This is a genomic window from Neogemmobacter tilapiae, from assembly GCF_014652215.1.
Classification (GTDB): domain Bacteria; phylum Pseudomonadota; class Alphaproteobacteria; order Rhodobacterales; family Rhodobacteraceae; genus Neogemmobacter; species Neogemmobacter tilapiae.
Genome location: NZ_BMYJ01000004.1, coordinates 216778 through 235669 on the forward strand (window position 1 = coordinate 216778; position 18892 = coordinate 235669).

Annotated in this window: 19 protein-coding genes; 12 read left to right on the forward strand and 7 right to left on the reverse strand. The window is 64.9% G+C overall.

Annotated elements, in window-relative coordinates:
* Window positions 1-12 precede the first annotated feature (12 nt).
* Window positions 13-1209, forward strand: a complete 1197-nt coding sequence (locus tag IE095_RS07940; protein WP_229804631.1) for an FAD-dependent oxidoreductase — start codon at window positions 13-15, stop codon at window positions 1207-1209.
* On the opposite strand, the gene IE095_RS07945 is transcribed toward IE095_RS07940, so the two are convergent.
* From IE095_RS07945 to IE095_RS07960, 4 genes are read right to left on the reverse strand one after another with little or no spacing between them, the layout of a single operon-like run.
* Window positions 1153-3852: a DUF2339 domain-containing protein gene (locus IE095_RS07945; RefSeq protein ID WP_189411095.1), complete on the reverse strand. Its 2700-nt coding sequence runs from the start codon at window positions 3850-3852 to the stop codon at window positions 1153-1155. The two genes, IE095_RS07940 and IE095_RS07945, sit on opposite strands and share 57 nt — an antisense overlap.
* Before the next feature lie 52 nt (window positions 3853-3904).
* Window positions 3905-4897 carry a YcjF family protein gene (locus IE095_RS07950; RefSeq protein WP_189411096.1) on the reverse strand — a complete coding sequence of 331 codons (993 nt, stop codon included), beginning with the start codon at window positions 4895-4897 and terminating at the stop codon, window positions 3905-3907.
* Window positions 4890-5345, reverse strand: coding sequence for a GNAT family N-acetyltransferase (locus tag IE095_RS07955; protein ID WP_189411097.1), 456 nt, complete (start codon window positions 5343-5345; stop codon window positions 4890-4892). The genes IE095_RS07950 and IE095_RS07955 overlap by 8 nt, the downstream gene beginning before the upstream one ends.
* Window positions 5342-6742, reverse strand: a complete 1401-nt coding sequence (locus tag IE095_RS07960; protein ID WP_189411098.1) for a YcjX family GTP-binding protein — start codon at window positions 6740-6742, stop codon at window positions 5342-5344. Before IE095_RS07960 ends, IE095_RS07955 begins: the two co-directional genes overlap by 4 nt.
* A gap of 76 nt (window positions 6743-6818) precedes the next feature.
* Here IE095_RS07960 and truA point away from each other — a divergent pair, with 76 nt between their 5' ends.
* Window positions 6819-7592, forward strand: coding sequence for a tRNA pseudouridine(38-40) synthase TruA (gene truA, locus IE095_RS07965; protein ID WP_189411099.1), 774 nt, complete (start codon window positions 6819-6821; stop codon window positions 7590-7592).
* A gap of 127 nt (window positions 7593-7719) precedes the next feature.
* On the forward strand, window positions 7720-8007 hold the full coding sequence (locus tag IE095_RS07970) for a hypothetical protein (RefSeq protein WP_189411100.1): 288 nt from the start codon (window positions 7720-7722) through the stop codon (window positions 8005-8007).
* A gap of 73 nt (window positions 8008-8080) precedes the next feature.
* On the opposite strand, the gene fsa is transcribed toward IE095_RS07970, so the two are convergent.
* Entirely contained in the window at window positions 8081-8734 is a 654-nt protein-coding gene (gene fsa / locus IE095_RS07975) for a fructose-6-phosphate aldolase (RefSeq protein WP_189411101.1), read from the reverse strand.
* A gap of 81 nt (window positions 8735-8815) precedes the next feature.
* On the opposite strand from fsa, the gene IE095_RS07980 reads away from it, so the two are divergent.
* On the forward strand, window positions 8816-11017 hold the full coding sequence (locus IE095_RS07980; RefSeq protein WP_373295404.1) for a primosomal protein N': 2202 nt from the start codon (window positions 8816-8818) through the stop codon (window positions 11015-11017).
* A gap of 16 nt (window positions 11018-11033) precedes the next feature.
* On the opposite strand, the gene IE095_RS07985 is transcribed toward IE095_RS07980, so the two are convergent.
* Window positions 11034-11519, reverse strand: a complete 486-nt coding sequence (locus IE095_RS07985; protein ID WP_189411102.1) for an ABZJ_00895 family protein — start codon at window positions 11517-11519, stop codon at window positions 11034-11036.
* A gap of 137 nt (window positions 11520-11656) precedes the next feature.
* Here IE095_RS07985 and IE095_RS07990 point away from each other — a divergent pair, with 137 nt between their 5' ends.
* Together IE095_RS07990 and IE095_RS07995 are read left to right on the forward strand one after the other, a co-directional pair.
* Window positions 11657-12529, forward strand: a complete 873-nt coding sequence (locus IE095_RS07990) for a 50S ribosomal protein L11 methyltransferase (protein WP_189411103.1) — start codon at window positions 11657-11659, stop codon at window positions 12527-12529.
* Between the two features lie 75 nt (window positions 12530-12604).
* Window positions 12605-12934, forward strand: coding sequence for a hypothetical protein (locus IE095_RS07995; RefSeq protein ID WP_189411104.1), 330 nt, complete (start codon window positions 12605-12607; stop codon window positions 12932-12934).
* 144 nt (window positions 12935-13078) lie between these two features.
* Here the strand turns inward: IE095_RS07995 and IE095_RS08000 are convergent, their stop codons facing one another.
* Window positions 13079-13291, reverse strand: a complete 213-nt coding sequence (locus IE095_RS08000; protein ID WP_189411105.1) for a DUF1127 domain-containing protein — start codon at window positions 13289-13291, stop codon at window positions 13079-13081.
* 280 nt (window positions 13292-13571) lie between these two features.
* On the opposite strand from IE095_RS08000, the gene ruvC reads away from it, so the two are divergent.
* From ruvC to IE095_RS08030, 6 genes are all read left to right on the forward strand, one after another.
* Window positions 13572-14084 (forward strand): crossover junction endodeoxyribonuclease RuvC, encoded by a 513-nt coding sequence (gene ruvC / locus IE095_RS08005; protein ID WP_189411106.1) that lies wholly within the window; start codon window positions 13572-13574, stop codon window positions 14082-14084.
* A complete protein-coding gene (gene ruvA, locus IE095_RS08010; RefSeq protein WP_189411107.1) occupies window positions 14081-14743 on the forward strand; it encodes a Holliday junction branch migration protein RuvA in 663 nt (220 codons plus the stop codon). The genes ruvC and ruvA overlap by 4 nt, the downstream gene beginning before the upstream one ends.
* A gap of 1 nt (window position 14744) precedes the next feature.
* Complete coding sequence (gene ruvB, locus IE095_RS08015; RefSeq protein WP_189411108.1) at window positions 14745-15761, forward strand: Holliday junction branch migration DNA helicase RuvB; 1017 nt, start codon at window positions 14745-14747, stop codon at window positions 15759-15761.
* 49 nt (window positions 15762-15810) lie between these two features.
* On the forward strand, window positions 15811-16506 hold the full coding sequence (trmB, locus tag IE095_RS08020) for a tRNA (guanine(46)-N(7))-methyltransferase TrmB (RefSeq protein ID WP_189411109.1): 696 nt from the start codon (window positions 15811-15813) through the stop codon (window positions 16504-16506).
* A 67-nt stretch (window positions 16507-16573) separates the two neighbouring features.
* Window positions 16574-17914, forward strand: coding sequence for a 3-phosphoshikimate 1-carboxyvinyltransferase (aroA, locus tag IE095_RS08025; protein WP_189411110.1), 1341 nt, complete (start codon window positions 16574-16576; stop codon window positions 17912-17914).
* Window positions 17914-18816 carry an ATP-grasp fold amidoligase family protein gene (locus tag IE095_RS08030; RefSeq protein ID WP_189411111.1) on the forward strand — a complete coding sequence of 301 codons (903 nt, stop codon included), beginning with the start codon at window positions 17914-17916 and terminating at the stop codon, window positions 18814-18816. Before aroA ends, IE095_RS08030 begins: the two co-directional genes overlap by 1 nt.
* Window positions 18817-18892 lie beyond the last annotated feature (76 nt).

An 18892-nucleotide genomic window follows, 5' to 3' on the forward strand; every position in this document is an offset into this window, starting at 1 on the left:
TGGCCGGTCTGCATGGGGCGGGTTATAGGCGGGCTGGGCAGTGAGGGCAAGGCGATGAAGATGGCGATTGTGGGGGCGGGGGTTGGGGGTCTGGCCTTGGCGGGGTTGCTGGCGGGGCGGGATGTGACCTTGGTGGAACGGTTTGCGGCGGCGCGGCCCTTGGGGTCGGGGCTGGTGGTGCAGCCGGTGGGTCTGGCGGTGCTGGATCGGCTGGGGGCGGGCGATGCGGCGCGTTCGCTGGGGGCGGTGGTGCGGCGGATGGAGGGGCGGACGGTCGGGGGCCGGGTGGTGCTGGACGTGGCCTATCGGCGGGGGGCTGCGGGGCTGGCGATGCACCGGGCGAGCCTGTTTCAGGTGCTGTGGGACAGGGTGGGGGCGGCGGGTGTGCCGGTGGTGACGGGGTGTGAGGTGGTTGGGTCGGTGGTGGACAACGGGCGGTGGTTGCTGCTGGGGAATGGGGAAAGGCTGGGGCCGTTTGATCTGGTGGTGGATGCGAGCGGGGCGGGGTCGAAGCTGTCGCCGTTGAAAGCGCGGGCCTTGGGCTATGGGGCGGTCTGGGGGCATGTGGTCTGGCCTGAGGGGGCGGAGTTGCCGGAGGATGAATTGCGGCAGTGCTATCGGGGGGCCAGCCGGATGGCGGGGATCATGCCAGCGGGGTGCCTGCCCGATGATCCAAGGCCAAGGGCGGCGGTGTTCTGGTCGATGAACTTGGCGGAACTGGGGGCATGGGCGGGGCGCGATCTGGAGGGGTGGAAGGCGGAGGTGCGGGAGCATTGGCCTGCGATGGGGCCGTTTCTGGAGGGGATTACGGCGGTGGGGCAGATGACGGCGGCGCGGTATAGCCATGGGAACCTGTGGCGGCCCTATGAACCGGCGCTGGCGTTTATCGGCGACGCGGCGCATCGGGCGAGCCCGCAACTGGGGCAGGGGGCGAATATGGCTTTGCTGGATGCCTATGCTTTGGCCATCGCTTTGCGGGGGGATGATCCGTTGCGGCAATATGCAAGGCTGCGGCGGTGGCATGTGCGGGCCTATCAGGCGCTTTCATGGGCCTTTACCCCGCAATATCAATCGGACAGCCGTATTCTGCCGCCGATCCGCGACCATCTGCTGGCCCCCATTTCCCGCGCCTTGGGGGTTCGGGGGATCCTGTCAAACCTCGTCTCGGGGGAGATCCTGCCGCCCCTCGCCTCCACCGCCTTTCCCTGACCTCTCTGCCGCCCAGCGGTTCAGCAGGGCGAGGCCGACCAAGGACAGACCCAGCCCAAGGAAGGCCGCGACGCGGGTCAGGCCAGTCAGGCCCGAGGCATCGAGCAGAAAGACCTTGGCGATGGTCAGGCCGATCACGCCCATCGCCACCTTGCGATAGGCGGCACTGCCCCGGCGGATCGACAGCCATAGAAGCCCCGCGCCAAGGGCCATGAGCCAGAGGGTGTAGGAATAAAGCTCGGCCTGTTCGACGAAAGGCAGGGGGATATAGGGCCCGTGCCAGAAGCGGCGGATTTCCAGAAGCGACCAATGCGCCATCAGGAACAGGCCGAACCAGCGCAGGACAAAGGCCAGACGGCGGGGCATCCAACCCGGCCGTGACAAGAGGAACAGCGCAAGACCGGGCAAGCCATAGGCCACGATCAGGGTGTTGAACAGCGGCCAGCGGCCAACCCATTCGCCCCAGACCAGCGGGTTGGCCAGCGTCACCGCCAGCAACAACCCCGCCAAACCGATGAGGCCCGCCACCCAGCCAAGCAGGCGGCGCACCACGGCCATGGGGCCGGGCAGGGTGGCGCGGCGGAACTGGACGGCCATGATGACGATCCAAGGCAGGGAAAGCAGGGTCAGGCCCCAGTGGATGCCCTCATCCGGCAGGGCCAGACTGTCGAGCCAGCGAAAGATCAGCACATCGGCCAGAATGGCGGTGCTGGCGGCCAGAAAGGTTTCCAGCATCAGCCGGGGCGCGGGACGGTCCATCGCGGCGATCAGGTAAAGCGCGGCCCCTGCGCCTGCCAAAGCGCCACCCCAAGCCAAAAGCAGTTGGGCCAAGGGCGCGTCATAGGCCCAGAACAGGCCGGGATCAAAGGTCAGCCGCAGACCCAGAACGACCACCCCCGCCTGCACCAGCCAGCCGAGTTCGGGCAGGCGGAAGCGGCGGTCGATTGCTGCGGTGGCGGCCAGAAGGGCGGCCAAGGCCAGCGTCAGGGCGGTTTCGCTGAACAGCACGGCAGCGGCGTAGGCGATCAGGACAAGGGCCGCGACCGCCGCCCAAGCCATGCGGCGGCGGGGTTCAGCGTCAGAGGCCGCATCGCTGGCCTGTAGCGTGTGGAAGGCGGCAAAGCCCAGTAGGATGCCCGCCCAAAGCGGTTGGCCCAGCAGGGTGTCGGGCCACCAATGCTGGCCGATCAGGGCCAGAGCCAAGGGCGGCAAAAGGCTGGACAGGGCGGAATGCGACAGGGCGCCCTTGCGCCGTCCGGTGATCCAAAGGCCAAGGGCGATCAGGGCTGTGCCGATAAAGGGCAAGGCATAGGTCAGGGGCAGCGCAACCGCGCCGTCTTGGGCGCGGGCGTCCAGCACGGGCCAAAGGGCGGCGTGCAGGCCAAGGGAATTGTCGGGGGAAATGCCCAGCCTTGCGACAAAGGCCAAGGCGAAGGGCAAAGCGAGTTCCACAAGACCGGGGGCGCGGTAGGTCCAAAGCGCAAAGACCGGGACGGCAAGGGCGAGCAGGGTAAAGAGGGCCATGTCGGTGCCCGCATCGGGGGCCGGCAGGGCGGCGAGGGTCAGGGCGGTGACGATCCCCATGCCCAAGGCCAGCAGCACCGGGAAGGGCGGGTTCTTGCGGCTTTGCCCGCTTGCAACAAGGCCGGGGCCTTGGGTGCGAAGGAGGATTCCGCGTTCGGGGATGGCGGCGGCAAGGGCGGTCAGGGTGATCAGCAAGAGGGCCAGCCCGGTGCCGCCCGCGCCTGCGGTTTGCAGGGCCAGCCCCGCCACGGTGGCGAGGGCAAGGGCCAGAACGGACATCCAGGCCCAGCGGCGAAGGCTGTCAACGGCAAGGCCCGTGGCGGCGATCAGGGCGAAATAGGCGTAAAGCGGGTCGGAATTGTCAGCACTGCCGCCGACAAGGAAGGGGGCGGCGGTGGCCCCGATCAGGCCTGCCGCGCCCAAGAGCGGCGTATGCCGCCAGCCGAGGATAAGGGCCAAGACGGCGGTGGCGGTCAGGCCCGCAAATGTGGGGAGAGGACCGATGAGGCCGTAAAGATGGCGGGCCGCGAGGATGGCGGCAAACAGCGAGACGATGCCCGCGGCGGAAAGGGTGGAGGGGATGGAATGCCAAAGCCCGGCATGGTCGCCATGCCGCAGGCGCAGGCGTTCGCCGGTGAAGACAAGGCCAAGGCCAAAGGCCAAGGCAGCCAAGACGCGGACTGGCGGGGGCAAGAGGCCGCGTTCGACGCCATATTGGACGAAGAAGACCCCGGCCAAGGCAAGCGAGGCGGCGGCGATGGCGAGGATCCAGTTGTCACGCAGCCAAAGGGTGAAGCGGTCGGCGAGTGTCGGGCCTTTGGGGGGGGGCAGTTGCTGGGCCGGAGGCCCCCCTCCCCATCCCTCCCCCACAGGGGGGGGAGGGGGCGACGATGAATCGCTGTCATGTGGGATGGCGGGCTTGGGTGGGGCGTCTCCTCCCCCCTCGTGGGGGAGGATGGGAGGGGGGGCTTGCACGGGGAGGGGTGGTTCGGCCTTTTCCGCAGGGCTGGTTGCGGGGCGGTTCAGACCGTCCAAGCGGGCTTCAATCCGTTTCAGACGGCGATGCTGGAAAAAGACGGTGATGGCCAAACCCAAGACCAGCAGCCAAAGCAATTCCATCGCCTATCCCCCTGTTTGCCCCATTTGCGCCGAAGGGGCCTTGGTTGCCAAGTCAGGAATTCCGAACCTCTTCCCGGTTCCAAAGCCCGGTGAGGGCGCGGCTGACCAGATTGGTGACCTTGGGTTTGGGCAGGGCGACAAAGGGCATGGGGCGGCACAGTTCCATCGCGGCGACGCCGACGCGGGCGGTGAGGGCGCCGTTGATGACACCCTCGCCAAAGCGGCGGGAGAGGCGCGAGAGGACACCACCACCGGCGAAAGAGCCGATCATGTCATCGCCGATGGCGACGGCCCCGGTGGCAATCAGATGGGCAAAGACGCGGCGCAGAAGGCCGAGGCTGCCCAGCGATCCGGAGCGGCCACCGTAGATTTCGGCCAGACGGCGGATCATGCGGAGATTGGCCCAAAGGGCGGCAGCGACATCGGCGAGGGCCAGGGGGACAAGGGCGGTGACAATGGCGACCTGACGGGCGGCGGCCTCAATTTCTCGGCGGGCGGCCTGGTCGAGGGGGGCCATGAGTTCGGTTTCGGTGAGGGACAGCAGGGCGTCATGGTCGAAAATCTCAGGGCGACGTTCGGTGAGGCGGGCGCGGGGCCAGTCAAGATCAGGGCGGTGGGTGTAGAGACCAAGGATGGCGTCGGTGGCGGCGCGGGCCTTGGGCAGATCATGGGCCGCCTCGACCGCTTGGCGCAGATGGCCAAGGCGGGACAGGCGGAAGAAGGCGAGGGTCTCACGCGCGGCAAGGAGAAGGGTGACGAGGAGGGCCGCGCCGACAAGGGCAAAGGCGATCCAGCCCAGAAGGCTGTCGCGCTGAAGAAGGGCGGTGACGAAATCCCAGGCGGCGACGGAGAGGACAAAGGTGGCGAGGGTGGAAAAGGTCCAGAGGGCGAGGCGGGACAGGGTGGAGCGGCGGCGGGCGGCGGTGGCCATGGCCAGTTGCTGCATGGCGCGGCCCTGAAGGGGGCCCTCGGGGATGGGGTCGGCGGCGGCGGGGTCGGCCTCACCCTCCCAGTCGATGAGGAGGGGGCGTTTGGGGTCAGTCATGGGCGGCGTCCTTGGGGCGGGACCAGACGAGGCAAAGGTCGGGCAGGTTTTCCTCATTCAACGCGCCATCGGTTTCGCGGGCGGTGGTGAAACCGTGGCGGAGATAGAAGCGCTGGGCGGCAAGATTGGCCTGAAAGCACCAGCAGGTGAGATGGGGTTCGCGCTGTTGGGCGTCTTGGAGGAGAAGGGCGCCGAGGCCCATGTTGCGGGCCGGGGGGGCGACGTAAAGCGCGCCGATCAGGCCGCGATCCATGGCGAGGAAGGCAAGGGGTTTGGTGTCTTCGGCGACGCGGACGGTTTGGGTGTGGATGAGGTTGCGCAGGAAAACGCGGTCTTCGTCGGGGGTGTGGAGCTTGGGCATCCAAGGGGTTTCATCGAGCCAAGCACGCAGGATGGCGGCCAAGGCCGGGGCGTCGTCGGGGCGGGCGTCGCGGAGGGTGGGGGTCACAGGCGATCCCCCAGCAGGAATTCGGCGGCGCGGTCCATGCGGATATGGGGCAGGCCTTCGCCGGGTTTGCGGCTGATGCGGGCGGGGGCGAAGTGCATGAGGGCGTATTCGGCATCCAGCCAAGCCTCGGCCCCTTGGCGGGCGGAGGCCATGAGGCGGGCGGGGTCTTCGGGCAGGTCGCCTGCGAACATCGCGACCTGACGACCATCTGAAAGGAGGCGACCGCGGACCATGTCGAGGGTGAGGCCGTCTCGGGTCACGGTTTCCTCAACCGTGGTGCGCAGGGCGGAGAGGGCGAGGGCCTCGACCCGTGCCCCGCGAAACGCCGCACGCTGTTCGGCGTCTTGGACCATGGCGCGCAACACGGCTTGCAGGCGGGGGTGCTGGGTGTGGTGGAGATGGTCGGCTTTGGTGGCGGCGAAGAGAATTTTTTCGACGCGCCTGCCATTCCAAAGGCGGTCGAGAAAGCCATTGCGCCCGGGGCGGAAGGCATCCAGCACATCGGCCATCGTGCGGCGCAGGTCTTCCAGCGCTTGCGGCCCGCGGTGCACGGCCTCCAACACGTCCACCAGCACAATCTGGCGGTCGATGCGGGAAAAATGCGTTTGAAAGAAGGGGCGGATAACGCGGGAAACATAGGCGTCATAGCGCCGCTGCATTTCGCGCCAAAGGCTGCCGCGCGGGGTTTGGCCGGGCAGGGGCAGGGGGGCGAAGGTCAACACCGGGGAGCCCGCCAGATCGCCGGGCAGAAGAAAGCGCCCCGGTGTGCAGTCGGAACGGCCTGCCGCGCGCGCCGCGTGCAGATAGGCGGTGAAGCGGTCGGCCAGCAGTTTGGCGCGGTCTTCGGCATGGGGCAAAGCGCCATCCTCGGCCCGCGCGGTTGCCAGAAAGTCCGCGCCTTCGGGGCGTTTCGCCAGCCGGGTCAGCACCTCATCCGACCACTGGGCATAGGTTTGATCCAGCAGGCCAAGGTCGAGCAGCCATTCACCGGGATAGTCCACAATATCCAGATGCAGTTCCCCCGGCCCGCGCCAGCCCGCGAACCAGCCGCCCGGCTGCACCCGGAAGGACAGGCGCAATTCCGACACCGCCCGCGTCGAATCCGGCCAATGCGGGTTGTCGCCGGTCAGGGCCGCCAGATGCGTTTCATAGTCGAAACGTGGCAGGGTCAGGTCGGGCTGGGGTTGCAGGAAAACCGCGTCGATCCGGCCTTCGGCCTGCGCACGCAGTTGTGGCATTCGACCGCGTTCCAGCAGGTTGTTCACCAGCGAGGTGATGAACACGGTCTTGCCTGCCCGCGACAGGCCCGTGACGCCCAGACGCAGGGTGTTGTCCCCAAAGGGATTGGTCAGGGCCTCTGCCATGTCGCCGATGCTTTGGATGAAGCCGCCTGCCATTCGCCCCTCTTTTCCCAAGACATAGGATGCCAAGCGCCCGATTGAAAGCGGGGCGATGATCGGCTAACCGGCAAGGATGCCCAGATACGCCCTGATGATCGAATATGACGGAACGCCTTTCAACGGCTGGCAGTTCCAGAGCGAAGGCCAACCCTCGGTTCAGGCGGCCATCGAACGGGCTTTGGCGCGGCTGGAACCCGGCGTGCCGCGCATTGCGGCGGCGGGGCGGACGGATGCGGGGGTGCATGCGACGGGTCAGGTGGCGCATTGTGATCTGGTGAAGGATTGGGATGCGTTCCGGCTGATGGAGGCTTTGAACTGGCATCTGAAACCCGAACCTGTGGCGGTGGTCGCCTGCGCGCGGGTTTCTGAAGATTTCCATGCAAGGTTCAGTGCGATGGAACGGCGTTATCTGTTTCGCCTTGTCATGCGTCGTGCGCCGGTGACGCACGACCGGGGGCGGGTCTGGCAGGTGGGGCATGGGCTGGACGTGGCGGCGATGCGCGAGGGGGCGGGGCATCTGGTGGGCTTGCACGATTTCACCACGTTCCGGTCGGTGCATTGCCAGTCGAAAAGCCCGGTGAAGACGCTGGATGAAATTCGGATCGAGGAAGTGGCCTATCCGAACGGGCGCGAAGTGGTGTTCCGGCTGCGGGCGCGGTCGTTCCTGCACAATCAGGTGCGGTCGATCGTGGGCACGTTGGAGCGGGTGGGGGCCGGGGGCTGGACTCCGGGTGATGTGAAGGCGGCACTGGAGGCGAAGGATCGCCGGGCCTGCGGGCCGGTCTGCCCGCCGCAGGGGTTGTATCTGACCGGGGTGCGCTATCCGGATGATCCGTTCCGCGGGTGATGTTGCGCCCCCCCTCCCCATCCCTCCCCCACAGGGGGGAGGGGGCCGCGGTGAATGACCGTGGCGGGGCTTTCAGCACTTGACCTGTGGCGTGTTTCCGGGGCCAATCGTGGCAGGAGGAACGCGCATGACCACAGCCGAATTGATCACCCTGCAACTGTCTGACCTGTTTCGCATCGGTCTGATCGTGGCCCTGTTCGCCACGATGCTGCGGACGCGGGCGCAGACGGGAACCTGGATTCCCTTGGCGGCGGGGGTGATCTTTGTGGCGGTGATGCTGCCGATGACGATGCCGCAGACTTTGGGCGAACCGATGCTGCGGCAGGTTCTGGTGGGGCTGGTGTCGAACGGGATCATCCTGGGCTTGGTGCTGGGGGCCTGGACGGTTTACCGGCGGCTTTCGGTGGGAAAATAGTTTTGTGCTTTGGCGCATGAAAAAGGCCCCGGATGGGATCCGGGGCCTTTTGATTTTTGTGCCGTAAGGCGCGTTAGAGGATTTTCTGACCGGTTTTGGCCCAGTCTTTCATGAACTGATCCAGACCCTTGTCGGTCAGCACATGGCTGGCCAAGCCCTTGATCACCGACGGCGGTGCCGTCACCACATCGGCGCCGATCAGGGCGCAATCCTTGACATGGTTCGCCGAACGCACCGAGGCGGCAAGGATCTGGGTTTCAAAGTCATAGTTGTCATAGATCGTGCGGATGTCGCCGATCAGATCCAGCCCGTCGAGGTTGATGTCGTCCAGACGGCCGATGAAGGGCGAGATGAAGGTAGCACCTGCCTTGGCGGCCAGCAGAGCCTGGTTCGCGCTGAAGCAGAGGGTGACGTTGACCATGAAGCCCTCGCCCGACAGAACCTTGCAGGTTTTCAGCCCGTCCCAGGTCAGCGGAACCTTGACGGCGATGTTCGAGGCGATTTCGGCCAGTTTGCGGCCTTCGGCGATCATGTCGTCGGCCTTGAGTGCCACAACCTCGGCGGAAACCGGGCCCGAGACGATGCCACAGATTTCCTTGGTGACTTCCAGAATGTCGCGGCCCGATTTCAGGATCAGCGAGGGGTTGGTGGTCACGCCATCAACCATCCCCAGATCGTTCAATTCGGCAATGGCTTCGACATCGGCGGTATCGACAAAGAACTTCATGGGCGTCATCCTTGGAAAAGCGGTTCACGTTCGGGCCGGGTTTAGCGCAATCAGGGCGCAGTTGAAAGGCAAAGACGGGCTGTGCAAAGCGCTTTGGAGGCAGGTTTTTTCGCGGAAGGGGCGCGGATCGGGGTTCTGACGGTGGAACCCTTGGGGCGGGTGCTGGACTATAAGGCCCCGGAAGGGGGCTGCGCGCTGGGCGCGTTTCTGGAGGTGCCCTTGGGACCGCGCAAGGTTTTGGGCGTGGTCTGGGGGCCGGGGGAGGGGACGTTTGACGCGGCCAAGCTGCGGGCGGCGTTTCGGGTGCTGGAGGCGGCACCGATGCGGGATGAGCTGCGGGCTTTTCTGGCGCGGGCGGCGGATTACACGCTGACGCCCTTGCCCGCCATGCTGCGGCTGGCGACGCGGGCACCGGGTCTGGGCGAGCCGCCCGCCACGCGGCGGATTTATCGGCTGGGGCCGGTTTCAGGGCGGATGACGGAACAGCGGCAGCGGGTTGTCGATGTGCTGGAGTCGTTCGGCGGGGCGGCGGTCACGCTGGTGGAATTGGCGGCGGAGGCCGGGGTTTCGACTGGGGTGATCAAGGGGCTGGTCAAGGCGGGGGTGGTGCTGGAAGGCGATGCGCCGCGGGATCTGCCCTTTCCGCGGCTGAACCCGGCCGGGGCGGCGCGGCTGGCGGGCGATCAGGTGGCAGCGGGGGATGCTTTGGTGGCGATGGTGGCCCAAGGCGGCTATGCGACGACGCTGCTGAAAGGCGTGACGGGGTCGGGGAAGACGGAAGTTTATCTGGAGGCGGTGGCGGAATGTCTGCGGGCGGGGCGGCAGGCTTTGGTGCTATTGCCGGAAATCGCGCTGACATCGGAATTTCTGGCGCGGGTGGAGGCGCGGTTTGGGGCGCGGCCGGCGGAATGGCATTCGGGTGTGACGATGACGGAACGCCGAAGGGTCTGGCGGATGGTGGCCGAGGGGCAGGCGGATATGGTGGTGGGGGCGCGTTCGGCGCTGTTCCTGCCGTTTCGTGATCTGGGACTGGTCGTGGTGGATGAGGAGCATGACCCTTCCTACAAGCAAGAGGATGGGGTTCTGTATAACGCCCGCGACATGGCCGTTTTGCGGGCATCTTTGGTGGGTTGCCCGGTGGTTCTGGCCAGCGCGACTCCGTCTTTGGAAACCTGGGCCAATGCCGATGCGGGGAAGTATGGGCGGCTGGATCTGGGGGCGCGCTATGGCGCGGCAGAGCTGCCGGAAATGCGGGCGGTGGATATGCGGGCCGAGAGGCTGGCCGCGAACCGCTGGATTTCAGAGCCTTTGGCGGGGGCGGTGCGGGCGCGGATGGCTTTGGGCGAACAGTCGCTGCTGTTCTTGAACCGGCGGGGGTTTGCGCCGGTGACGATCTGTCGGGCCTGTGGGCATCAAGTGGGTTGTGACGACTGCGATGCGCGGATGGTGGAGCATCGGTTTCTGAAGCGGCTGGTCTGTCACCAATGCGGGGCGACGAAGCCCGTGCCAGTGGTCTGCCCCGCCTGTCAGGTGGAGGGGCGGATGGCCCCGGTGGGGCCGGGGGTGGAGCGGCTGGCCGAGGAGGTGGCGGAGCGGTTTCCCGAGGCGCGGGTGGCGATTTTGTCGTCGGACCAGTTCGGGTCGGCGCGGGCCTTGAAGGAGCAGATCGAGAAAATCGCGGCGGGTGAGGCGGATGTGGTGATCGGCACGCAGATCGTCGCAAAGGGCCACAATTTTCCGCTGCTGACGCTGGTGGGGGTGATTGATGCCGACCTCGGTTTGCAAGGGTCCGACCTGCGGGCGGCGGAACGGACCTTTCAATTGATCCGGCAGGTTTCGGGGCGGGCTGGGCGGACGGCGGAGCGGCGGGGGCTGGCGCTGATCCAGACGCATCAGCCGGAGCATGGGGTGATCCGGGCAATTCTGGGAGGGGATGAAGAGGCGTTCTGGCGGGCCGAGGCCGAGGAACGCCGGATGGCGGGGGCACCGCCCTATGGGCGGATGGCGGGGGTGATCCTGTCTTCGCCTGATGTGCAGCAGGTGTTTGATTTTGCAGGCGAATTGGCGCGGCGGGATGAGCCTTTGCGCCGTATTGGGGCGCAGGTCTGGGGGCCAGCGCCTGCGCCGATTGCGCGGATACGCGGGCGGCATCGGGTGCGGCTTTTGGTGAAAGCCCCGAAAGGCGTGGCGCTGCAAGGCGCTTTGGCGGAATGGGCAGCCCAACTGAAGCTGCCCAGCCCTCTTCGTCTGGCGATCGACATCGACCCGCAGAGTTTCTACTGATCGACGTTTCGATGGGTCAGCCGGCCATTTTGGCCTGCTGTTTCACGGTCTGCTTGGCCCCCATGCCGAGGAAGAAATAGCCCAAAAGCAGGTTAAGAACCGCGACAATACCCAGGACGATGGGCAGGATTTCCATCACGTCCTGCGCCTGATTCATATTGCCCCCTGCCAGCGCAAAAGCGATCATGTCCTTGTTGAAGGGCAAGCCATACCATTGAAACATCGCCCACAGCGCGACATAGGCCAGCACAAGGCTGCAAATCGTGGCCAGAAAGCCGAACTTGAACTTTTCGCCCCGGCTGGGCAGCCGCTTTGTATGTGCCGCAAAAACATTGCCCGCGGCCAGCGAGGCGGCCATGATGATGATCAGCCCCATCGCTGGATTATCAAAGTCGAAATAATAGGTGATCACGAAGACGAGCACCTGCGTGAAAACAAAGACCCCACAATAGGCCAGCAGGGCCCGTGCCAGCCCGTTTTTATGTTCTGCCAATTCTGTCATGATTTCCTCAAGTTAGCCGACCCCACACGCGGCGGCCCCGCAATGCCCAACTTTTGGGCATGACGCAAGCCCCGCTTTCCCGTTGACCGCGCCGCGCCCCGCGCTTAGGCGAAACCATCGAAAACCGGAGCCGCGCCATGACCACCTATTCCGCCCTGACCACCCTTCCCGGCGAGGATGAGGCCGAAGCCTTGGGCGCAGCGCTGGAAAAGATGAACCCCGCCCCCGTGGGCGTTGGCGTGTTCGAGATCGAGGATGACAGCGGCTTGTGGGAAGTGGGCGCTTATTTCATCGAGGCCCCCGATGCCGTCCTGCTGGATGTTCTGGCGCTGGCCTTTGGCGCGCAGCCCTTTGCCCTGTCAGAGCTGCCCGACATCGACTGGGTCGCCAAGGTCCGCCGCGAACTCGCCCCGGTCGAGGCCGGGCGCTTCTTTGTCTATGGCTCGCACGACGCCGATAAAGTGCCTGCCGACCGCGTCGCCTTGCAAATTGAGGCGACCGTGGCTTTCGGCACCGGTCACCACGGCACGACCCTTGGTTGTCTGCGCGCCTTTGACCGGCTGCTGGATCAAGGCATCCGCCCCGCCAATGTCGCCGACATTGGCTGCGGCACCGCTGTTCTGGCCCTGGCCGCCGCAGCGACCCTGCCCGATGCCGCCATCATCGCCAGCGATATTGACCGCGTGGCGGTGGACGTGGCCGAGGCGAATGTCGCCATCAACGCCCTGCAAGGCCGCCTGAAATGTGTCGAGGCGGCGGGCTTTGCCCACCCTGATCTGGCCGCCCGCGCGCCCTATGATCTGGTCTTTGCCAATATCTTGAAAGGCCCGTTGGTCGAGCTTTCCCCCGATATGGCGCGGAATACGGCAAAAGGCGGGCGGGTGATTTTGTCCGGTCTTTTGGTGGTGCAGGCCGAAAGCATCATCGCGGCCTATGTGGCGCAAGGCTTTTCGCTTGAGGCGCGCGAAGACCTTGGCGAATGGTCCGCATTGGTGATGCAACGGAATTGACACATTTCCCTTGATCGCGCCACATTTTGGCCATATGCAGAAGAGGCTGCTGCTTGTGGAATCAGGGGATTTCCAATGACCGATCCGAACATGGTGGATTTCTATTCGCGCGTTGCCCGTATTCAGCGTGATCACGCGCGCAGCTTTGGTGCAGAAGCGGTGGCTTCTGGGCAAGGCACGAGTGTCAAGTCGCGGATTCCGGTTCTGGCCCCTGTGCTTTTGGCGCTGATTTGCGGGTTTGCGATGAAAGCCATGCTTTTGGCCCGTATCGGCGACGAAACCTATGCGGCGCGCATTGACGATCTGCGCAGTGGCGAAGGTTTTGAGCGGATCGGGGCCACGCTGATGGCGGCCGATCCGATCACCGTGGCCTTGGCTGGGCAGTTTGAAAAGCTGGGCTTCTGATTTCGCCCGGAACTCTTTGGGATAAGCCGCGCTTTGCGCGGCTTTTTCATGCGCGCTGTCAGCCCGCACAAGCAACCCCCAGAAACGCCAAAAGCCGCATCGTTTGATGCGGCTTTCTACATCCGACCTACATGTCTGCGGCGTTCAGCGCGTGCGCTGTGCGATATCTTCGATATCGGCGCGGCAAAGCCCGATATCATCCAGCTCGCGATCCGACAGACGGGTCAGCGCGGCGCGGGTCACGCGGGCGTCGTTCCAGTCGCCGATCACGGCGAAAATATTGCTCACGCCTTGAATGGCGCGGTAGGTCGTGATGGCACCGAACGGCGCCGGACGGCTCGTTTCGATCGTGGCCATGACGGATTTCCTTTTCATAAACAGCATACATCTTAGGCATCATTGCCTATGCCCAGCCAAATAGATCCGCGCCGCGCAAACAACAAGCGGGGTTCCGGCATGGCCGACATGCGTTTGCTGCATGGCAGAATTCGCGAAATCTTTACGTTTCCACGGCGCAAAGCGCCGCGAACCCCACGGTTAGTGGCCTTCGATGCTGCAAACGCAAAAGGATGGAAAGCCAGTGGCGGATGTTCCCTTTTCGTGCTAGTTCTGCACCAAGAACAAAAGGATGGGCAGGATGCGCGTATTGGGGATCGACCCCGGGCTTCGGAACCTCGGCTGGGGCGTGATCGAGGTTGAGGGGTCCAAATTGCGGCACATCGCCAACGGCATCTGCCATTCCTCGGGCGGTGACGGCGATTTGGCCCAGCGCCTCGTCAGCCTTTACACCCAACTCTCCGCCGTGGTCCGCGATCATGCGCCCGACACCGCCGCCGTGGAACACACCTTTGTCAACAAGGATGCCGTCGCCACCCTGAAACTGGGTCAGGCGCGCGGCATTGCGCTGCTGGTTCCGGCCCAGGCCGGGCTGACGGTTGGGGAATATGCGCCGAATGCTGTGAAAAAGACCGTGGTGGGGGTGGGTCACGCGGCCAAGCAACAGGTGGACCACATGATCCGGCTGCATTTTCCGGGGGCCGTGATTGCCGGGCCGGATGCGGCGGATGCCTTGGCGATTGCGATCTGCCATGCCTACAATTGCCAATCGGCAGGCAAGTTGGAAGCCGCCTTGCAAAGGGCCAGCGCATGATCGGCAAAATCTCGGGGCGGGTGGATTATCGCGGGTCCGACCATGTTCTGCTGGATGTGCGGGGCGTGGGCTACATCGTGCATGTCAGCGACCGGACCATGGCCAGCCTGCCGCCGGTGGGCGAAGCGGCGGCGCTGTATACAGAACTGATCGTGCGCGAGGATCTGCTGCAACTGATCGGCTTTCCAACGCTTTACGAAAAGGAATGGCACCGTCTGCTGATGTCGGTGCAGGGCGTGGGGGCCAAGGCCGCCCTGTCGATTCTGGGTGCGCTGGGGGCCGAAGGCACGGCGCGGGCGATTGCCCTGGGCGATGCGCGGGCCATTCAGGCGGCGCAGGGGATCGGGCCAAAGATCGCGCAAAGGGTGGTGCTGGAACTGAAATCCAAAGCCCCCGCCGCCATCGCCATGGGCGGCGTGATGGAATCCGCCCCCGAACTGGATTCGGTGGTCGAGGTCGAAACCCCCAAACCCCGCCCCACACCCAAAGCCCCCTCCACCGCCGCGCTTTCGGCCGATGTGCTGTCGGCGCTGATCAACCTGGGCTACGGCCACAGCGACGCGGCCGAAGCGGTGGCCGTGGTGTCGGGCGAAAACCCGGGGGCGGATACCGGAACGCTGATCCGACTGGCGCTGAAGCGTCTGGCGCCGAAGGTGTAAGATGAACGACCCCCTCCTCCGCCCAGAACCCCTGCCCGAAGACGCTGACCGCGCCCTTCGTCCCCAGACTTTGGAAGAATTCGTAGGCCAGGCCGAAGCCCGCGCCAATCTGCGCATCTTTATCGAAAGCGCCAAAAAGCGCGGGCAGGCGATGGACCATACCCTGTTCCACGGCCCCCCCGGTCTGGGCAAAACCACCCTTGCTCAGATCATGGCCCGCGAACTGGGCGTCGGCTTCCGCATGACCTCTGGCCCCGTCCTTGCCCGTCCCGGCGATCTGGCGGCGATCCTGACCAATCTGGAACCGCGCGACGTGCTGTTCATCGACGAAATCCATCGCCTATCGCCTGTCGTCGAAGAGGTGCTTTATCCAGCCTTGGAAGACTTCGCCCTCGATCTAGTGATCGGCGAAGGCCCCGCGGCGCGGACCGTCCGCATCGACCTGCCCCAGTTCACTTTGGTCGGGGCCACCACCCGCATGGGCTTGCTCACCACACCCCTGCGCGACCGTTTTGGCATTCCAACGCGGCTCAACTTCTACACCGAATCCGAACTTGACCTCATCGTCACGCGCGGGGCGCGGATGATGGGCATCGCTTCCGACCCCGAAGGCACCCGCGAAATCGCCCGCCGTGCGCGCGGAACCCCCCGCGTCGCGGGCCGGCTTTTGCGCCGGGTCGTCGATTTCGTGCTGGTCGAAGGCGACGGCCGCCTGACCCGTGCCATTGCCGACATGGCCCTGACAAGGCTTGGCGTCGATCATCTGGGGCTGGATGCCGGCGACCGGCGCTATCTGCGGCTTTTGGCGGAAAACTACGGCGGCGGTCCGGTGGGCGTCGAAACCATCAGCGCGGCCCTGTCCGAGGCGCGGGATTCGATTGAAGAGGTGACGGAACCCTATCTGCTGCAACAGGGCCTGATCCAGCGCACCCCGCGCGGTCGGATGCTGGCGCAAAAGGCCTGGACGCATCTGGGGCTGGACGCGCCCCGGGGGCAGGCCGATCTGTTCGGGGCTTGATCCGCAAGCCCCACAGGCCTATGGGGCAGGCCGTCAAAGGATCGGGGCCATGGAAGACAAAACACAGTTTCGCAACTTCTATGGCCGCGTCCGGGGCAAAACCCTGCGCAACTCGCAAAAAACCTATTTGGCGGATGATCTGGGTGCCGTGCAATTGCGCGGCGTCTCGCGCGACGAAAACCCCGAAAGGGCCAAGATCGACCCCAAGGCGATCTTTGGCACGGGCAAGCCGCTTTGGCTTGAGGTCGGATTTGGCGGCGGCGAACATCTGGTGCATATGGCCGCCCGCTATCCGCAGATCGACATCATCGGCTGCGAGCCTTTCGTAAACGGCGTCGCCATGCTTTTGGGCAAGCTGCGCGCGGCCGGGGTGGAAAACCTTCGGCTTTATCCGGGTGACGTGCGCGATGTGTTTGATGTGCTGCCCGATCAAGTCTTTGCCAAAGCCTTCCTGAACTACCCCGACCCCTGGCCCAAAGCCCGCCACCACAAGCGCCGCTTTGTGAACCAAGGCTATCTGACCGAACTGGCCCGCACCATGCAGCCGGGGGCCGAATTCCGCATCGCCAGCGACATCCCCGACTATATCCGCCAATCGCGCGAAGAGGTGCCGCAGGCCGGATTTGACCGGATCAACGATAGCCCGACGGCCTGGGACGACTGGTTTTCGACCCGCTATGAGCAAAAGGCCCTGCGTGAGGGGCGCGTGCCGCATTACCTGACCTATCGCCGGGCCGCCGCCTAGCCAAAGGGGGAGTGGAAAAGCCGCCGTGGTTCCGCTATCAGGCGTGCGACCATCAAGGAGTGCCACCATGTCCGCCCATACCGAAGCCCAACCGATGCAGGCCAGCAAGTCTGGTCCCTTGAAGGGCGTGGCCGAAGTGCCGGGCGACAAGTCGATTTCCCACCGCGCGCTGATCTTTGGCGCGATGGCGGTGGGCGAGACGAAAATCACCGGATTGCTGGAAGGGCAGGACGTGCTGGACACGGCCCGCGCGATGCAGGCCTTTGGGGCCGAAGTGACGCAGCATGGGCCGGGGGCATGGTCTGTGCATGGCGTGGGCGTGGGCGGTTTCCGCGAGCCTGTGGATATGATTGATTGTGGCAATTCGGGAACCGGCGTCCGGCTGATCATGGGGACGATGGCCACGACAGCGATCACGGCGACGTTCACGGGCGATGCCTCTTTGCGCAAGCGGCCGATGGGGCGGGTGACGGAGCCCTTGGCGCTGTTCGGGGCGCGGGCCTATGGCCGTCAGGGTGGGCGTTTGCCGATGACTTTGGTGGGGGCCGCGAACCCGGTGCCGGTGCGTTATGCCCTGCCGGTGGCGAGCGCGCAGGTGAAATCGGCGGTTCTGCTGGCGGGGCTGAACGCGCCGGGGGAAACGATGGTCATCGAAAAGGAACCGACGCGGGACCATTCAGAACGGATGCTGCTGGGCTTTGGCGCGAAGCTTAATGTAGAGCGCACGGGCGAGGGCCATGTGATTACCTTGACCGGTCGGCCAGAGTTGCGGCCGCAAACCGTGGCCGTGCCGCGTGATCCGTCGAGCGCGGCGTTTCCGGTGTCTGCTGCGCTTTTGGTGGATGGGTCGGACATCACCGTGCCGGGTGTCAGCCAGAACCTGACGCGGAATGGGTTGTATCTGACGCTGGTCGAAATGGGCGCGTCGATTGAATTCATGAACCCGCGCGAAGAGGGTGGCGAGCCTGTGGCCGATCTGCGGGTGCGCTTCACAGGCGACCTGAAGGGGATCGAGGTGCCGCCAGAGCGTGCGCCGTCGATGATTGACGAATATCCGATCCTGTCGGTGATTGCGGCGAATGCGACGGGCAAGACGGTGATGCGGGGCGTCAAAGAATTGCGGGTCAAGGAAAGCGACCGGATCGACGCGATGGCGCGGGGGTTGGAAGCCTGCGGTGTGGTGATCGAGGAAGATGAGGACACGCTGATCGTGCATGGTCTGGGTGCGGGGAACGTGCCGGGGGGGGCGACAGCAAAGACCCATCTGGACCACCGGATTGCGATGTCTTTCCTGATCTTGGGGATGTGTGCGAAAAAGCCGGTGGCGGTGGATGATGCCTCGCCAATCGTGACGTCCTTCCCGATTTTCGTGCCCTTGATGAAGCGGCTGGGGGCGACGCTGGGGTGATGGGAAACCGGCTGCGCCAGCGAAAACTGCGGTTTTTGCGGCGGCTGGGGACGCTTTGGTGGAATCTTTCGCAGCGGGTGCGGGGGCATCCGGTGCTGCGGGCGAAATTCCTGCGGGGCAATGGGTATGCGCTGGATCTGCGCGATCCGAAGACCTTTAACGAAAAGATCCATTGGCGGAAATTGCATGACCGGAACGCGCTGTTTCCGGTCATTTCGGACAAGTTCGCGGTGCGGGCCTATGTGCAGGAACGGCTGGGGGATGAGGTTCCGCTGCCGGAGCTGGTGGGGGTGACGGGCAAGCCGACGGTCGCTTGGGTGCGGCGGATGGCGGTGGGGGGCGTGGCGCTGAAGGCGACGAATGCCTCGGGCCGGAATGTGTTTTTGCGGGCGGATGCAAAATTTGATGCCGGGAAGGTGGCGCGAAAGTGCCAGCGCTGGCTGGAAGAACCCTTTGGGGTCAGGCAGCAGGAATGGGCCTATCAGCCCATCAAGCCGCGGATTGTCGCGGAGCGGCTGTTGATCGGGGCGGATGGGCGGCTGGCGGATGACATCAAGTTTTTCATGTTCGGCGCGCGTTGCGGGATGATTGATCTGGAATGGGATCGCTTTGGGCAACATGGGCAGGTGTTTCTGGACGAGGATTGGAATCGGCTCGACTTGAGGATGAAACAAGACATCTGGGTCGAGACACCGCCACGCCCGGTGCAATTTGAACGGATGTTGCAGGTGGCAAGGCAGTTGGGGGCGGGGTTTGACCATCTGCGGGTGGATTTCCTTTACACGGGCGAAAGTTTCGCGCTGAACGAACTGACGCTTTACAACGGCAGCGGCACCAACCCGTTTCATCCTGCGGAATGGGACAGGCGGTTAGGGGATCTGTGGATTTTGCCGAAATTCTGACAGAAAGACTTTCTTGATCTGCGCGGACAGTCTAGATTTTGCGCGGTGGGGCGGTTTGGGACGAAAAGGGGTCTGC

Excerpts from the sequence above, each read along its gene's own strand:
- IE095_RS07940 (WP_229804631.1), top strand. The coding sequence starts at position 13 with ATGGGGCGGGTTATAGGCGGGCTGGGCAGTGAGGGCAAGGCGATGAAG.
- IE095_RS07945 (WP_189411095.1), bottom strand. The coding sequence starts at position 3,852 with ATGGAATTGCTTTGGCTGCTGGTCTTGGGTTTGGCCATCACCGTCTTT.
- IE095_RS07950 (WP_189411096.1), bottom strand. The coding sequence starts at position 4,897 with ATGACTGACCCCAAACGCCCCCTCCTCATCGACTGGGAGGGTGAGGCC.
- IE095_RS07960 (WP_189411098.1), bottom strand. The coding sequence starts at position 6,742 with ATGGCAGGCGGCTTCATCCAAAGCATCGGCGACATGGCAGAGGCCCTG.
- truA (WP_189411099.1), top strand. The coding sequence starts at position 6,819 with ATGCCCAGATACGCCCTGATGATCGAATATGACGGAACGCCTTTCAAC.
- IE095_RS07970 (WP_189411100.1), top strand. The coding sequence starts at position 7,720 with ATGACCACAGCCGAATTGATCACCCTGCAACTGTCTGACCTGTTTCGC.
- fsa (WP_189411101.1), bottom strand. The coding sequence starts at position 8,734 with ATGAAGTTCTTTGTCGATACCGCCGATGTCGAAGCCATTGCCGAATTG.
- IE095_RS07985 (WP_189411102.1), bottom strand. The coding sequence starts at position 11,519 with ATGACAGAATTGGCAGAACATAAAAACGGGCTGGCACGGGCCCTGCTG.
- IE095_RS07990 (WP_189411103.1), top strand. The coding sequence starts at position 11,657 with ATGACCACCTATTCCGCCCTGACCACCCTTCCCGGCGAGGATGAGGCC.
- IE095_RS07995 (WP_189411104.1), top strand. The coding sequence starts at position 12,605 with ATGACCGATCCGAACATGGTGGATTTCTATTCGCGCGTTGCCCGTATT.
- IE095_RS08000 (WP_189411105.1), bottom strand. The coding sequence starts at position 13,291 with ATGGCCACGATCGAAACGAGCCGTCCGGCGCCGTTCGGTGCCATCACG.
- ruvC (WP_189411106.1), top strand. The coding sequence starts at position 13,572 with ATGCGCGTATTGGGGATCGACCCCGGGCTTCGGAACCTCGGCTGGGGC.
- ruvA (WP_189411107.1), top strand. The coding sequence starts at position 14,081 with ATGATCGGCAAAATCTCGGGGCGGGTGGATTATCGCGGGTCCGACCAT.
- ruvB (WP_189411108.1), top strand. The coding sequence starts at position 14,745 with ATGAACGACCCCCTCCTCCGCCCAGAACCCCTGCCCGAAGACGCTGAC.
- trmB (WP_189411109.1), top strand. The coding sequence starts at position 15,811 with ATGGAAGACAAAACACAGTTTCGCAACTTCTATGGCCGCGTCCGGGGC.
- aroA (WP_189411110.1), top strand. The coding sequence starts at position 16,574 with ATGTCCGCCCATACCGAAGCCCAACCGATGCAGGCCAGCAAGTCTGGT.
- IE095_RS08030 (WP_189411111.1), top strand. The coding sequence starts at position 17,914 with ATGGGAAACCGGCTGCGCCAGCGAAAACTGCGGTTTTTGCGGCGGCTG.